The 14,529-nt window shown below is 42.7% G+C and carries 19 protein-coding genes; 9 read left to right on the forward strand and 10 right to left on the reverse strand.

All coding sequences use genetic code 11. The annotated features are described in order from the left end of the window. The first annotated feature begins 83 nt into the window (after window positions 1–83). Complete coding sequence (locus QUB35_RS13580) at window positions 84–869, forward strand: hypothetical protein (RefSeq protein ID WP_333142401.1); 786 nt, start codon at window positions 84–86, stop codon at window positions 867–869. A 116-nt stretch (window positions 870–985) separates the two neighbouring features. Here QUB35_RS13580 and gmk read toward each other — a convergent pair whose 3' ends face one another. The 4 genes from gmk to QUB35_RS13600 all read right to left on the reverse strand — a co-directional run bounded on the left by gmk (window position 986) and on the right by QUB35_RS13600 (window position 6,192). Beyond that, window positions 986–1,540: a guanylate kinase gene (gene gmk, locus QUB35_RS13585; protein ID WP_333142402.1), complete on the reverse strand. Its 555-nt coding sequence runs from the start codon at window positions 1,538–1,540 to the stop codon at window positions 986–988. A gap of 79 nt (window positions 1,541–1,619) precedes the next feature. Beyond that, the gene (remA, locus tag QUB35_RS13590; RefSeq protein ID WP_190659785.1) at window positions 1,620–1,886 is read right to left on the reverse strand and encodes an extracellular matrix/biofilm regulator RemA; all 267 of its coding nucleotides are present in this window, start codon (window positions 1,884–1,886) and stop codon (window positions 1,620–1,622) included. 1,031 nt (window positions 1,887–2,917) lie between these two features. Beyond that, a complete protein-coding gene (locus QUB35_RS13595; RefSeq protein WP_333142403.1) occupies window positions 2,918–5,020 on the reverse strand; it encodes a M3 family metallopeptidase in 2,103 nt (700 codons plus the stop codon). 335 nt (window positions 5,021–5,355) lie between these two features. Continuing rightward, entirely contained in the window at window positions 5,356–6,192 is an 837-nt protein-coding gene (locus tag QUB35_RS13600; RefSeq protein ID WP_333142404.1) for a hypothetical protein, read from the reverse strand. A 449-nt stretch (window positions 6,193–6,641) separates the two neighbouring features. Between QUB35_RS13600 and QUB35_RS13605 the strand changes: the two genes are divergently transcribed. After that, entirely contained in the window at window positions 6,642–6,776 is a 135-nt protein-coding gene (locus tag QUB35_RS13605) for a hypothetical protein (protein WP_333142405.1), read from the forward strand. 230 nt (window positions 6,777–7,006) lie between these two features. Here the strand turns inward: QUB35_RS13605 and QUB35_RS13610 are convergent, their stop codons facing one another. The 3 genes from QUB35_RS13610 to QUB35_RS13620 all read right to left on the reverse strand — a co-directional run bounded on the left by QUB35_RS13610 (window position 7,007) and on the right by QUB35_RS13620 (window position 8,234). Continuing rightward, entirely contained in the window at window positions 7,007–7,441 is a 435-nt protein-coding gene (locus QUB35_RS13610) for a hypothetical protein (protein WP_333142406.1), read from the reverse strand. Beyond that, window positions 7,422–7,898 carry a type II toxin-antitoxin system antitoxin SocA domain-containing protein gene (locus QUB35_RS13615; RefSeq protein WP_333142407.1) on the reverse strand — a complete coding sequence of 159 codons (477 nt, stop codon included), beginning with the start codon at window positions 7,896–7,898 and terminating at the stop codon, window positions 7,422–7,424. The genes QUB35_RS13610 and QUB35_RS13615 overlap by 20 nt, the downstream gene beginning before the upstream one ends. Window positions 7,899–8,051: 153 nt before the next feature. Then, window positions 8,052–8,234, reverse strand: coding sequence for a hypothetical protein (locus QUB35_RS13620; protein WP_333142408.1), 183 nt, complete (start codon window positions 8,232–8,234; stop codon window positions 8,052–8,054). A gap of 61 nt (window positions 8,235–8,295) precedes the next feature. On the opposite strand from QUB35_RS13620, the gene QUB35_RS13625 reads away from it, so the two are divergent. Then, window positions 8,296–8,676, forward strand: a complete 381-nt coding sequence (locus QUB35_RS13625; protein ID WP_333142409.1) for a hypothetical protein — start codon at window positions 8,296–8,298, stop codon at window positions 8,674–8,676. Next, window positions 8,673–8,999 (forward strand): hypothetical protein, encoded by a 327-nt coding sequence (locus tag QUB35_RS13630; protein ID WP_333142410.1) that lies wholly within the window; start codon window positions 8,673–8,675, stop codon window positions 8,997–8,999. Before QUB35_RS13625 ends, QUB35_RS13630 begins: the two co-directional genes overlap by 4 nt. Window positions 9,000–9,004: 5 nt before the next feature. Here the strand turns inward: QUB35_RS13630 and QUB35_RS13635 are convergent, their stop codons facing one another. Continuing rightward, complete coding sequence (locus QUB35_RS13635; RefSeq protein WP_333142411.1) at window positions 9,005–10,420, reverse strand: ATP-binding protein; 1,416 nt, start codon at window positions 10,418–10,420, stop codon at window positions 9,005–9,007. A gap of 305 nt (window positions 10,421–10,725) precedes the next feature. Between QUB35_RS13635 and QUB35_RS13640 the strand changes: the two genes are divergently transcribed. The 5 genes from QUB35_RS13640 to QUB35_RS13660 all read left to right on the forward strand — a co-directional run bounded on the left by QUB35_RS13640 (window position 10,726) and on the right by QUB35_RS13660 (window position 13,741). After that, window positions 10,726–10,932 (forward strand): hypothetical protein, encoded by a 207-nt coding sequence (locus QUB35_RS13640; RefSeq protein WP_333142412.1) that lies wholly within the window; start codon window positions 10,726–10,728, stop codon window positions 10,930–10,932. 179 nt (window positions 10,933–11,111) lie between these two features. Then, on the forward strand, window positions 11,112–11,993 hold the full coding sequence (locus QUB35_RS13645; RefSeq protein WP_333142413.1) for an aKG-HExxH-type peptide beta-hydroxylase: 882 nt from the start codon (window positions 11,112–11,114) through the stop codon (window positions 11,991–11,993). Next, window positions 11,990–12,697 (forward strand): phytanoyl-CoA dioxygenase family protein, encoded by a 708-nt coding sequence (locus tag QUB35_RS13650; protein ID WP_333142414.1) that lies wholly within the window; start codon window positions 11,990–11,992, stop codon window positions 12,695–12,697. Before QUB35_RS13645 ends, QUB35_RS13650 begins: the two co-directional genes overlap by 4 nt. A 68-nt stretch (window positions 12,698–12,765) precedes the next feature. Then, complete coding sequence (locus QUB35_RS13655) at window positions 12,766–13,374, forward strand: pentapeptide repeat-containing protein (protein ID WP_333142415.1); 609 nt, start codon at window positions 12,766–12,768, stop codon at window positions 13,372–13,374. Between the two features lie 208 nt (window positions 13,375–13,582). Next, window positions 13,583–13,741, forward strand: a complete 159-nt coding sequence (locus QUB35_RS13660; RefSeq protein WP_333142416.1) for a hypothetical protein — start codon at window positions 13,583–13,585, stop codon at window positions 13,739–13,741. Between the two features lie 89 nt (window positions 13,742–13,830). Here the strand turns inward: QUB35_RS13660 and QUB35_RS13665 are convergent, their stop codons facing one another. Together QUB35_RS13665 and QUB35_RS13670 are read right to left on the reverse strand one after the other, a co-directional pair. Then, window positions 13,831–14,052: a type II toxin-antitoxin system VapC family toxin gene (locus tag QUB35_RS13665; RefSeq protein WP_333142417.1), complete on the reverse strand. Its 222-nt coding sequence runs from the start codon at window positions 14,050–14,052 to the stop codon at window positions 13,831–13,833. After that, a complete protein-coding gene (locus QUB35_RS13670; RefSeq protein WP_333142418.1) occupies window positions 14,052–14,315 on the reverse strand; it encodes a hypothetical protein in 264 nt (87 codons plus the stop codon). Before QUB35_RS13670 ends, QUB35_RS13665 begins: the two co-directional genes overlap by 1 nt. Between the last annotated feature and the right edge of the window lie 214 nt (window positions 14,316–14,529).

The raw sequence follows: 14,529 nt of genomic DNA on the forward strand, positions 1-14,529 counted from the left end.
ATAGTCCGGACTATTGTAGTATATCTAAGGTAATTTATTTGTAGGCTGAGCCGGCGATCGTAAATTTAACTGCAAACAAACTAATGATATCAGATACAATGACTTCGATGAATGTGCTGCGCCAAGAGGCTGCGGCGATCGGCATTACTGAGGAAGAAGCCAGAAAATATGGCGACCTCCGACATAAAAGAACTTGGTCTTTGGCGATCGAACATCACCTCTCAATGCAAGATTTTGCCGATCGCATAGAACAATCCTTCACAACTTCCGAACCCGATTCCTCCAGCGCACTCAACCACTCTCAGACTGAAGAGTCGAAGGACTATCGTATTCAGCTAACTGCGAATCTAGGCGAATCTAGAGTAACCAGGGAGAATCAAACAGCCTCTGTTGCTTCGCCACAACAGCAAGCAGTAGCAATCGGGCGATCGCACGGTAATTCCGACCACCGCAGCAACCACAACCGAGGTTTTAAACAAGTAGTTCAAAATCATATTAAAGCATTAACAATTGCATCCGCGTCCCGCACAAATCTGCCCCATTCACAACTGGGCAATTGGGTTTGTCCTGAGTGTGGGTCGGAGGGCGAATTGGGTTGTTACCTTTGCGCCGGAGAAGGCACGGTAGGGGACATTTCAGCTATTGGCTGGACGCTAGCTTATATGGAAATGTTGGGCTGTTCTGCTCGCGAAATTGAACCGTTGAGAAAAATTTCGCCTTCATCGAATATTCTGGAATTGAATTTAAAAGTTTGTGTTGCTATCAAACAAAGTAGCGAAGCTTTAGCCAGGACGGAGAAATGGGTAAGATTGAAGGAACAAGGAATGCACGACACTGATTTTGACACGGATACACGGATTAATTCTTAATGGTGATTCAGAAGTGAGAAGAAAAAACAACTATCAGTGTATCCGTGACTTCCGTGTCGTGCTGTTGGGCATTAGTATCAATAAAACTTCAAAATTCACTCATCCCCACCTAAAAATTACTCCAAATTAAGTATTGATTCTAGCTTTTTCAAAGCAACTTCCAAGTCGTCATTAACAACTTGGAAATCGAATTCCCCCGCAGCTTCAATTTCCTCTTTAGCCCGCACCAACCGACGGGCGATCGCACTTTCGGAATCTTGACCCCGACTCCGCAAGCGCCGTTCCAATTCTTCCCAAGAAGGAGGTAAAATAAAAATTCGCAGCGCCTCTGGAAAATTATTCCTAATTTGCCTAGCCCCTTCCAACTCTATTTCGAGGATTACCCATTTTCCCTCACCAATTCCTTGCTTGAGACCAAAATAAGGAGTACCGTAAAAATTACCGGCAAACTCAGCCCATTCCGCCAACTCTCCAGCCTCAACCATTGTTTCAAACCGACTGCGGTTGACAAAATAGTAGTGCTGTCCCTCAATTTCTCCCTCACGGGGCTCACGAGTTGTCACCGATACCGAAAGATACAATTCGGAATGGCGATTGAGGAGCGATCGTACTAAGGTGCCTTTCCCCACACCGCTAGGCCCCGTCAGAACAATTAATTTACCAGCTTTCATTTTTAGAATAGATAACCTGTAACAATTTAAGTTTCCGCTTACTTTAGACTGTAAGCGCTCAAATTGCAACTGAAAAACCTCAATCATCCCGACTTTGACCATCTTTGCTGATCACAAAACGATTAGCAACCGTTTCCGGCTGAATCGCCGAGAGGATGACGTGACTCGAATCTGTAATAATTACCGCTCTCGTGCGGCGGCCGTAAGTTGCGTCAACCAGTTGTCCCCGCTCCCGCGCATCAGTAATAATCCGCTTAATTGGCGCTGACTCGGGACTGACAATGGCAATCACTCGGTTAGCAGACACAATGTTACCGAAACCGATATTAATTAATTGAATATCCATGAAAATCTTAATTTATGGGTGAACGACTAACTATCACTCCTTACTTTTTATCATATATACAAAGATTTTTTATTACAATCCTCAAATTAATCTCAACTAATTTTTTTAATTGAGATTAATTTTTTACCCTTTTGACGCCGAGTACCCCGTTCTTTATCGAAAATTCAAAAAACACTCGCTGTTGCCACTCTATCTTAAAGATTCGGTAAAAGCGTCGATTTTTAGTTGCAAATAAAAGCATTAGCTGTATCGAGAAAACAGCCCGGAAATGTTGCGAAATATAAATTTAATTTCAGGGAGAGGGAAAGTTAAGTATAATCACTGATCGATGACAGCAAATATTCGCAAATGCTGGTTGGATCGGCCTTCAACTTAAACTAAAAGCCGCTGGCGATCCTCTTCGTTGGCGTAGCCCCCGTAGGGGCGGGCTTCGCTAACGCACTTTCTGCCCGATTTTCCACAAAAATATTGGGAATGATGTGCCAAACTACAGATGTTTCTTGGATCGTGTTATACAATAAAATGGGTCGGAAGTGAAAATTTGAGTCCTATTAATACCAATAAAAAAAGTGTTGCTAGAATTCTCAATTTTATAACTATTATGAAATTTTGTCGAGTCCCGCGCCGGACACGGCATTGCCGTTTCCCTACAGGTGGTAACACGATTATATGTAGCAATAGTTTGTGGGATTAGTATAAAAATCTGAGCGCTTTAGTCCTCACTAGAAACATTTTTTATTCAGCAAAAGTTACGCCAAAAGTGGTTTTACGTGTGAATTATAGCGGTAAGGTGGGCCCCTAATATCATGTCCGGTCGAGTAGCCGAAATCAGGTAGGGGCGGGTTCACCAACAATATCTGCCAATAATTGACAATCTCAAAAACCCGCCCGGCCGGGATATTATGGTCAATCGATCGGACTAGATATAAACACCCTAAACATAAAGGATATGCCTAAATCTTGTTTAACAAAAAACAGGGATTAATGCAGATAAATTCACCCGCATTAATCCCCAGTAATTCCACACTTAATTAAGCTGCAACTAAACCGCTGTGTCTCAACAAAGCTTTAGTGATCGGTTCGCGTCCCCGGAAAGTTTTAAACACTTCCATCGGGTGCAAACTGCCGCCCAATCCTAATACTGTATCTCGGAAGCGCTTACCTGTAGAGGCGATCGCGCTTTCATCTTCCAAACCCGCTTCTTCAAACGCCGCAAAAGCATCAGCGCTTAGCACTTCCGCCCATTTGTAACTGTAATATCCCGCCGCATAGCCACCCGCAAAAATGTGTCCGAAAGCGCACAAAAATGCGTCTTCTTCCAGAGGAGGCAAAACAGTCGTAGTTTTAGCGATGCGGTTGCGGACATCGGCTACAGTTTCGCTGCCGCCCGATCGATACCGGTGGTGCAATTCGATGTCAACCCTGCTAAAATGTACTTGCCTGAGCATAACGCTGCCGCTCATGTAGTGGCGCGCTGCTAGCAGTTTTTGGTAGTAGTGTTCCGGCAAAGTTTCCCCGGTTTCGTAATGCTTTGCCATCCCGAACAAAGTCGCGCGATCGTAACACCAATTTTCCATAAATTGACTGGGCAATTCCACTGCATCCCACTCAACATTATTGATGCCCGAAGCCCCCGGATAGTCTACCGTTGTCAGCATATGCTGCAAACCGTGACCGAATTCGTGAAACAAAGTTTCGACTTCCAAAAAAGTCATTAAACTCGGTTTGCCGTCAACCGGAGGACTTTGGTTGCACACCAAATAAGCCACCGGCAACCGCGTAGTTGTTTTTCCCGCTTCCACAAATTTAGCGCGCACCACGCACTCGCCCATCCAAGCACCGCCGCGCTTTTCCTCGGGGCGGCTGTAGGGGTCTAAATAGAAATTGGCGATCGTATTTCCTGCTTCATCATCTATTTGGAAATAGCGCACATCTTTGTGCCACACAGGAGTTTGACCGTCCGCCGCCGTTACTGTCACGCCGAACAGCCGCTTTACTAATCCAAATAACCCCTCTAATACCTGTGGCAAAGCAAAATAAGGCCGCAATTCTTCGGCACTAAAAGCAAACTTTTCTTCCCTGCGCCGTTCCGACCAAAAACCTACATCCCAGTGCTTCAAATCCCCAGCTTCCGCCGCGCCTTTTTCGGCAGCAAAAGCTTTCAATTCTTCCAAATCTTTGATAGCAGCATCATAACTAGCCTGACGCAATTCTTCTAACAAAGCTTCCACTGCTGTAACGTCGGGAGCCATTTTGCTCGCCAAGCTCAATTCGGCATAACTACTAAACCCCAGCAAAGCAGCTTTTTCCTGGCGCAAAGCTAAAATGCGATCGGTCAACGGCCAGTTATTCAATTCTCCGCTACTTGCTCTGCCGATAAAAGCTTTGTACAACTTTTCGCGCAAGTCGCGGCGGGTGCCGTGCTGCATGAAAGGGCCGTAACTCGGAAAGTCTAAAGTAATCCGCCAAGGGCCATTTTCGGCATCTGCATTTTCTTCGCCGGCGCTGCGAGCGGCTTGAGCTGCTAAACTCAACAAACTCGGCGGCAAACCGTCAATTTCGTCTTTGTTTGTGAGGGTGATGCTGAATGCTTTGGTAGCGTCGAGGACGTGATTGGAAAATTGGGTTGTAATTTCGGCCAATTCTAATTGAATGGCATTAAAACGCTCTTTTTGCTCGCCTTCTAAACCGACGCCGGAGAGTTGGGCGTCTCGGAGAGCGGCTTCAACAATTCGCTTTTGAGCTGACTCTAAGCTGTCCCAATTTTCGCTAGCCCGCAGCGCTTTAAAAGCTTCATAAAGCGGTTTGCTTTGACTGAGCTTGCTCCAAAATTTTACTACTTCTGGCTGCACTGTTTCGTGAGCCGATCGCAGTTCCGGGCTATTTTTCACCCCCATCAAATGTCCGACAATGCTCCAGCTCCAATTTAAACGCTCTCCGAGTCGCTGCAATGGTTCTACTAAGCCGCTCCAAGTCGGTTCTACAGACGATTCTAAGTCAGCTAGCGAGGCTTCTAGTTCGGTCAGCAGTTGGGTGATGGCGGGGACTACGTGTTGTGGTTCGATCGCGTCAAATGGGGGCAATCCTTGACCGATTAGTAACGGGTTATCAGCAATAGTTACGGTTGCAGTCATTTAATTTTCTTGTAACAGGTTGAAGACAGTTGAACTAGACAGATTAGCTTTTAATCTTTTAACACAGTTGTCGAAAAAGTAGGACTCGATCGGGCGAGAGTCGGAGAGTCGGAGAATGTCGAGCGTGTCCGATGGAAAAAGTATTCCTTCTGACTGATGACTAATGACTGTTGACTAATGACTGTTGACTGTTGACTGTTGACTGTTGACTGTTGACTGTTGACTAATGACTGTTGACTAATGACTGTTGACTGCTGACTGTTGACTGTTGACTGTTGACTAATGACTAATGACTCCTGACTAATGACTACTGACTAATGACTGCTGACTAATGACTACTGACGGTTCTCTGGTGTGTGCTGCAACTCCTTGACAACTGAGATTAAGCGCTTGAGATGAGGTTTGACAACTTCTTGCTGCTCGTGTTCCAAACGGTGAATTTGAGCTTGGACAATCGACAAATCCGCACCCGATTGGTGTGCGGGAGCTTGCAGTTGGCTTTGCAAATTGGCCATGACTTTTTGGATTTCCAAAAATCTAGTATTTACTACTTCCCAGTCATCTCGGCTGATAGAAGTTTCTGTCAAGCCTTGCGTCGCACTTTGCAGTTGCTCTATAGCCTGTTCCACAGCTTGGAGATTCGCCCGTTGGTCAACCGATAAATCTTGCAGTTGTTCGCTCACCTGCTGGCGGACATCGAGCACAGCAGACGCCACGATTTCTTGCAAAGAAGCTACCGACTCTCCTAAACTCAGTAACTGTCGCTGGATATCGATCGACTCCTCAAAGCCCTCAGCCCTAGGCAGTGCAGCCATTTGCTGGCGCAGCGCTGCAATATCTGCAGACAACTGCCTGCGTAATTTAACAATTACCGTCACCGCCGTTTTTTCGACTTTATTGACAGACTTTTGGACTTGGGCCATTTCCGAATTTTGATGCACCCGCACTTGCTGCTCGAACCGATACCGGTTAGCAACATTCAGCGACAAAGCCAAAGTTAGGGGAGCCACCCCGTAAAAAGCTTGACCCGATACAGCCACCGCCAGGGAACCCACACCAGAGGCCGCCAGAGAGGCGTACTCTGCCATCTCCAGCCAGTGCCTTTGAGGAAAACTTGGTCTCAAGTGGTTTGCAACAGAGGGTTTTGGCTTCCGCACGGCTCTTTGGGTCATAGTATTTGCTCGTTGTGGGTAAGGTTGCGAGACTGGGTGGAGCATCGATTTCTATCCTTTTTTCAGTTATATGTTTTAGATTATTTCTTGCCACTCTTCTATTTTTACCTTTGTGAGTAAGTTAAGGATGACTGCCATATTATTATGTATTTGGGAGCCTGTGGCGATCGCCCCTAATTCCGGCTGTTAAAAGGTTCGCCCCAACGCGCTCTCTATTTTACAGGAGTTAGCGCCATCGGGTTCGGGCGATCGACAATAGCTGCCCAGGCTCACCGAAAAATGCCTAAGACTATTTTAGATTTTAGATTTTAGATTAAAAGTTAAAAAAATGTGACCTACTCAGGGCGATCGTCGTTTGGAGCTTGTCGGCAGTTGCCTTTTTGTTCGCGCATTGGTATAATCTACTCTTTCTCAATTGCTCCTCTCCAATTTACTGTAAAAATTGACCGATGAACTCAGAAAAACCCGGAATTGGCGATCGGCTAAAGTCTATTTTCAGTATCGGCATCTTTATCATTCTCGTACTAGGAGTAGGCTTTTTAAGCGTTAATTTTATTTCAGCTCTCTATGCAAAATTTTCTTAAAATTAGTCCTGGACGCATGGGGTTCAGAAACCAATTTTTTTTACAAAAATACTTCGTCGCAGCCTCCTGATAAGGTAAAAAACCCGGTTTCTTTAGTCGGAGTGAGTCCCGGACTGTTTGAGATTCCCAACTTCTTCAAGAAGTCTCGCATCTTAAGCACGAACTCAGTTGTTTGGATTGCATTCTTCCTTCTTCCTTCTTCCTTCTTCCTTCTTCCTTCGGCTATAATTTCAACTGTAAAGATTGTGGTCTGGGTCTAGCCAGACAATATAAAAAACATTTTCACTAAAAAATCCATGCACTCTGCCGTATTCATTAGCAGATATTTGAAACTGGTAGGGGATATTGATTAGGATATCTTCATTGGGAATCCCAAAGCCATTAGGTTCAGTAGTATTTTTCCAAACTATGCCATGACAGCGCAGACTTTTACTTTGATTATTGATAATTTCTTGAGCGTTCAATTGTGACAAATCGCGCAGCCTTCTCAGTAAAGATGCTAGATACTTAGCATCTCTACCGCCAATTGAAAACTTATCTTTGTCATCCTGATAATACCTGAAAGAAAAACTAATTCCTTCCGGTATTTTTACATCGAGACGATTGATGCTAGATAAAGATTCCTGGCGGCGTATATCTGCTTTCTTAATTTTCTTCGATGACACGGCTTTTGTAAAATTCTCTCATTGATTCCTTGGTAATAATAGCATGAGAAGGTTCATCTTTTGGCAAATCACCTCTAGCATTAATCCAAGGGTCTTCGCGGCGCACCATCAATTCTAACTCATAGGCATCGCAAAAGAAATATTCGTCGGATAACTCGTCTAAAAACTCTTGTACTTCTTGGGGAAATTCGGGTTTTTCGACTTCTTTCAGAATTGGCTTCCAGTCAAATTGTTCTTTGTATTCATAAAATAAAGCCGGGATAGTTGGCCCGTGCACCCAAGCTTCAAAATCTTCATCAAAAAGCGGTGTATCTTCAAAGGCTAAATACCATGCTTGGGCGTAGTACAAGAGTTTTTGTAGCTTGTGGTTGCTGAGATAGGAGCCTACATCATTCGCCAACCAGATGTAGTAATCAGCGAGTTTTGAGGCTGTTGTGACTGTAGTTATTGTGGTCATATAACTCGACTCAATAAGTTTTGTATTCTATGATAACACAGTCACCACCCTTTATGATGGGGCGGTTTCAACCGCTTCTTGTCAAACAAAGTCTGCCTCTGCAGACTAAGAAATAAAGGAGGTATTTAAGCCGGATTGGGTCTAACTGAAATCTTACCCTCTGTCAAAAATTTGTAGGGGCGGGTTCACCAACAATAATTGCCTAAAACGAACAATCTCGTAAACCCGCCCCCACCCACTTTCCTGTTTTTCGATCGCACAGCGCCGCGATAGAGATTGCAAGGCGTTTAGCAAATCTGATGATGATATTTGTCCGTTTTGTAGGAATTTTGCCATAATGCCCAATAGGTTATGATATATTTGTTTGCAGTTCAGTTTTTCTCAGATAAGGTTAAAGTTGATTTTTGACGAAGGTAGGCAATTAGAGGTTGTGCAGGCAATTGAGCGGGTGAGAGACGGAATTCTCTGGAAACCTGGAAAAGCAATGTCTCATTTACTCAAAAGGATTAATTTAGGCCATTTAGGGCCGGACGCGACCCTTGAAGAATATAATAGACTTATCAGTTTTATTGTTAGGGATGCTGACGCTAAAGTTTATGTGTATGCTTACGGACAAACATTTTATCCGACAGTTGCCAGCAGTGTAAACAACACAATATGGCGGGTAATGATGGGCTTGGATGGAGTTTTAGAAACGGCTTTTCCTCCAAAGGAACCGGAAAGCTACCTGGCTAATTCAATGTTTATTTATGTAGGTTTAGTTAAGGATTTGTTATGAATACTTTGGTAAAAAACTATTGTGTAATGGTTGAATTTCCTGATGTGAGTGGGGCTGAACATTTAGAAATGTTGCAACTTAGAGATGAGTTGGCAAAAGTTGAATCTCAACTGAGTGAGGAAGAGAAAGGTTTATTAGCAAATGCCGATCGACGGTTAGTTGAACAAGCAATGGAGTTTTATGAGGAGTTGTCGAGATTTGTGGATTTAGCCCAGAAGCGCAAATTTGAGGAGATTACACCTCAGCGTTGGTGGTGGTATTTGGATGTTTTGGCATTGTTGCCGAATTTGAGGAAACAAGAGTTGACAAGCGGTGTTGTTTGAAATGTTTATTCACTGTCGATGTTTGTTAAGTGCGATCGTCGAGTTTTGATATACTGCTTCAGTACAGGTGACAAAGTGTAAAGACTTGCTTCTTTTTCGAGCAAGCAGCGCCGCGATAGAGATTGCAATGCGTTTAGCAAATCGGATGATGATATTTGTCCGTTTTGTAGCAAGTTGGCGAAGTTGACTGGCTGGTTTTCTGTCGCTAACAATGACATGACTTGTTTTTCTAGTTCGGAAGTGCGATCGTACTGCTGTTGTAAAACATCTTTCAAATCTTCGGGTAACAATATGGTATCATCTATTAATACCTCAGTCGCGCCGATTCCCAACTCTTGAATCAGAGTCGCCACGCTTTTTAACCATAACGGGTTGCCTTGGTAGCGCTGAATGAGTGCTTCGCAGTTATCGATTTCTGCTAATCCTTTATCTCTGAGAATTTCTCCGGCGGCTGCGGTGTCTAAACCAGGGAGTTGTAAAGTACGAATGGGAGTATTTTCGCTGGTGAGTTGAGGAACTTCTTTCGGCGGTTCCCAACCGATTAGCAGAAAGCAACAGGGATGGGATAATTTTTCTATTTGTTTGAATAGGGAGCGATATTCTTGGTAGTCTGGTTTATACTTTCCGGCTAATTCGCCGCTACAGAAAAGGTTGTGAATGTCATCCAAGACTACTAAACAGCGATGGTTTTGTAAATACTTAATCAGCGGTAAGCGTTTCTGGTTTGTTGGGGATGAATCAGGGTTTTCTGACTGGGAAAAAAGCTGTGTTAGGTTGGATTGAAATTTATCTATGGTGGGGAATTCGTCTAGCGTGTACCAAACTGCGTACTCAAACTCGTCTTTGATTTGTTTTACGAGTTGTACTGCTAGGGATGTTTTGCCGATTCCGCTGATACCGGTGAGGGTGATGAGGCGGCAGTTTTGTTGTAGAATCCAGGTTGTGAGGGTGTTAAGAGAGGGGGTGCGATCGAAGAAATTACCCAACTCCGGCATCTCGCTTAAATCTTGATGTAGAGTTTTGGTTGGTTTTGTGTTAGCTGTTTCGTCATTATCTGGATGTGACGTTGATATATCTGGGGGGTGTCTAGCTTCTCCACAGGTGTTAAAACTACCACTGATGTGTTGTTCGCTGACGTTTTGTGCAAAATTTGAAACATTAGAGACTTGGAACCTCTCCATTGCCGATTGAAAATTATTTTTATTAACATCTTCTCCAAACTCTTCTGAAAGTATTTTCCATAGTTCTGAACCTACTTTCCGAACACTACTTTCCGAACACTCAAATTTTTTGGCTATGTGCTTGTATGTCTCGCGTTGTAGAGTTCCCCGGAGTACCGCTGCTTGTAAATCGTCAAGGTGTTGACCTGTTTTAGCAAATACTATCTCATCAGCTAATTTTAACATTTCTTTAATATTCATTTAGCCAGGAAGATGGATTATTTTTTGTATTATAGCTCACATTTGGGAACAGTTTAATATATTTTTCTACATTTGTGTACAAAAGTACATTAAATGAGGTGGACGAGGAGACGGGCATCGGGACAAAGTTGAACATTTTTTGAGTTGCCAAGCTTTTATTTATAAGTATTATGGAAGAAGTATTAAAGAGTTAATTTAGGGATTAAACGCTTGCCGTTTTCTACCTTGTAACGGTGTGTTAGACCGCCTTGGCGTTCTAATTAATAGTGGGAAAGCAAAGTATCACAACCCTTGGAGAAATGATGATGAATACCAGTTATGTTCAGAATGACCTGAATTTGCCTACTAATAACGCTGATGAAATTCTTACACAGGATTTGAACGAGCAGCAAATTGATAACTTACTTCAAGCTCTTTCACAAGATTCCTTGTCTACCAAAAACTCTGTCTGTCAATCTCTTTCGAGGTTTCTTGACGAAGCAAATGTATCTATGATGGGCGGTTGGACATAAATTCCAATGTTTGTCCCTGTTTTTGGGGAGCAGAAAAAATTTCCATAGTTCCTCAATTGGGAACTATGGATTAAATTCTTAAGATGGGAAGAATTTAGCCTATTTGTTTTGAAGAGAGACTACAGTGAAGGATCTTTTCAGTTTTTTCGTAGCTATATCCATTAGAATGCTTAATCAAAATGTACTTTCTCAACTACTTTCATACTTCCACAAATGTCGTTAGATTGATTCGTGAGAGCCTTGGAACTGTTCCATCTGGATTTACTGATATTGGAATTGATTACCGTAAAGTTGTTCGCTCTATGAGGGTGATTCCTCCACCTGACTTATCATATAAAGTCACCTTTGAAGATGGTAATCTAGGTGGTTTTATTCGCTCATCAGGAGTTTTCCAGGAAATCTTCTACGGCATAGAATCGCTTTCTTCTGATCAACGAGATCATTTTACAAAGCTTACAGCAGAGTCTATGGATTTACTGAAAGACCTCGACTATAGGCTGTGGTTTATAGTAAACCTACTTGTTACTGATGTTGTATTTTTAAAATCTGAGAGAGTTGGCGGCGGTTCAGGCTCTCATCTCTTTGGAGTTGTTTGCGTTAGTCCCTCTGATTCGTGGAATGCCTCAGACCTATTGGAATCGATCTTACATGAGGCAACGCACCTTAATCTGTTCATTTGTGATATGGTGAATTCGCTTTTTACTGTACCTGTTGCTCGACTAGCAGAGGACGATGCAAAAGTTGTATCTGCTGTACGAATTGGACAGATGCGACCTTTGGATAAAGCACTTCACTCTGCAATAGTTGCAGTTCCACTGATGTATATTCAGCATCTTCAGTCAAAAACTGAGCTTGTGGATATGTTTAGTGAGTCGCTAAGAGTGTGCGTTTCAGGATTACTGAAGAAGGAAAAATTTTACACCCCCTATGGTAAGTCAGTTGTTGAACAGCTTGCTGATTTCGCTGAAAATCAAGATTTTAAGTGGCTATCTGCAGAAATTGGAAACACTGATTTAGCACTGTTCCATGAAATATCAGGGATTACTACAGTTAGAAGATGATTAGCTTAGATAAACTCTCGAATTCAAATCTTCAATTACTTGATCAAATGGGGTTTGTACATTTAGAAGACATACTACTCTCTGAATCTCTTCTTGAACTCCATCGTGAGTTGTTATCGGTATTTGACCAGATGAAACAAACAAGCTTTTCTACTACTCAACAACTGTTTTGGCAAAGGGTTCCATCTCAGCAGATAGAAACATTGAGGCTACCCAGTATTGAAAACTTATTCGGAGAGCAGGAAGCATTCTTATCTATAAAGTCATCAATCACTAAAGTGATTCGAGATGTATTTGATCCTGATATGGAGCTTCGCAGTGTTCATGCTTTCTTTAAGCCTGCAAAAAATGGTGGAGAAACGCCTTGGCATCAAGATCCAGCTTATGGTGATATATCAATAGTTCATGATAACATTACGTGTTGGATACCTCTTCAGGACATATTATCAGAACTAGAAAGTTGTTTAGAGTTTTTGCCTGGTTCTCACTTGGGCAAAGAACTGCGTCGCCATGATCCTCTAGCTAAAGGGCGTTTATCAGCTCTAGTTGCAGATATTACTAACGATGAATTTTCAAATCGAGCAACCATTCCTTGTAAATTGGGTGACATTATACTTCACCGAAGTTATGTCATACACAGAGGTACGCCAAATCGCTCGAATAAAGATCGTATTGCTGTGGTATTTATCTATGGCAAACCTTGATAGGGTTTTAGTAGAAATTGGATTTGTTTAAGTAAGAAAATTTAGTCAGAGTGGATGAGTCCAAGGCTATGACATCAATAATTTGGAAAGGAGAATCTGATAGCTCAGTAGATGATCAAGTTATCGAAAGAGTGCAACTTGGTGGTGCTGCAATTGAGAATGTTGACTTTGTGAATTGTACTTTTATTGGTTGCAACTTCTTGGAAGCAAAGCTTACTAAGGTAACATTCACTCGCTGTAGCTTCAAAGGGTGTGATTTGGCAATGTGCTCATTCACTCAATGTGAATTTGGAGAGGCGCACTTTGATGATTGTAAGCTTATTGGAATCAATTGGTCTATTGCAGGTTTAGCTATTGATGCAGAGTTTTTTAATTGTATATTGGATTATTCATCATTTTTTAAACTGATTCTTCGTAGCAAAAAATTTGAGAAATGTTCAGCTATTGAGTGCAATTTTTCACACTGCGATCTACGAAAATCACATTTTATGGAATGTGACTTAAGTAATAGTTCTTTCACTGGATCAGATGTTCGCAAAGCCGACTTTTCTACATCAATTGGAGTGTTTATTAATCCCGAAAATACTAAAGTGGGTAAGACTGCCATCGGAAGTGATGCGGCTGCAAGATTGGCGATGTCGCACGGGTTTACTGTTCCATCTATCTTCACAGATTAATAGTTTAATTCTCTAACATTTCCGTTAACCTCTATTCCTATACGGTAATCGCTGATAGGGTTATAGGGAGATTGATCGCCCTTCACACCAAATACCAAACAGTATGATGATTGTACGGGTGGCGATGCTTGAGTTAAAAAAGATCGATCGCCCTTTCTTGTTTCTGATGACCGAGCGCATAAAATGAAAGTGCGATCGCATAAAACCAATGCAGCAACTATCTGTTGTCAATTGCATTACGGCTCCGTCTCTGGAATTTTTCCACCAACAACTACCAACCCCACATCACAGCGAGTTGCGGCTTCCGCCAAGCGATTATCAAGAGTTGCGCTCGGCAATTTCAATCGTAGTGCTAACTCTCTCATAAGCTGCATCATAAGCAGCTAAACCTTCTTGTCTTCCTAGCACCAGAGTTGACGAGAGTGCGTTGCTATCCGTAGCTTCATCAACTTGAATTTAAAGTGATTGTAACAAAGTAATAGCTATCTCAGATTGCTCGGTTGTCATGCGGTTGCGTCGCTCGGCAACCAGGAGAGTATTAGCAACTTCTAGCGACCAAATGCCTGGTACAAATGCTTCGCAATCTGGCATCATTGCGAGTATAGCATTGGCATAATCGTTATCTTCATCGACTAAGCACCAACTAATGGCTACAGAACAATCCAATACAAACTGCATTAAAACCTTCGCCCTTCTTCAATCATGGAACGGATTGAGCTTTGATCCAAGGCAATTTCTTGCCGCAGTTGTACCATTCTCGCAATTGCTGCTTGAATTGATTTTTTAGTAGTCAGTTTTCCCCAAGCGTTATACTTCGGTTTAATTTCCTCTGATGGTAGACTCTGTACAACTACTACCACTTCAACAGAAGTATCTTTAAACTCAGTGGGCATTTGGAGAAGCAATATGCCATCGCTTCCAATATGCGAGATCAGTTTCATTGTTTCCATGTCAGACTCCAGAAACTTTGAGCAATTCTAGTTTACCTCAAAACTGTTGACCAAAGCAAATACTAAACAGTGAAATGCTTGCAGAGATAGCGATCGCCCTTTCTTGTTTCTGATGAGCGATCGCCTCAAATGAAAGTGCGATCGCCCTTCACACCAAATACCAAACAGTACGATGATTCTACCAAGAGCGATCGTCCGATCGAGG

Source organism: Microcoleus sp. B13-B6, assembly GCF_036705405.1.
In the GTDB taxonomy this organism is placed as follows: Bacteria; Cyanobacteriota; Cyanobacteriia; order Cyanobacteriales; family Microcoleaceae; genus Microcoleus.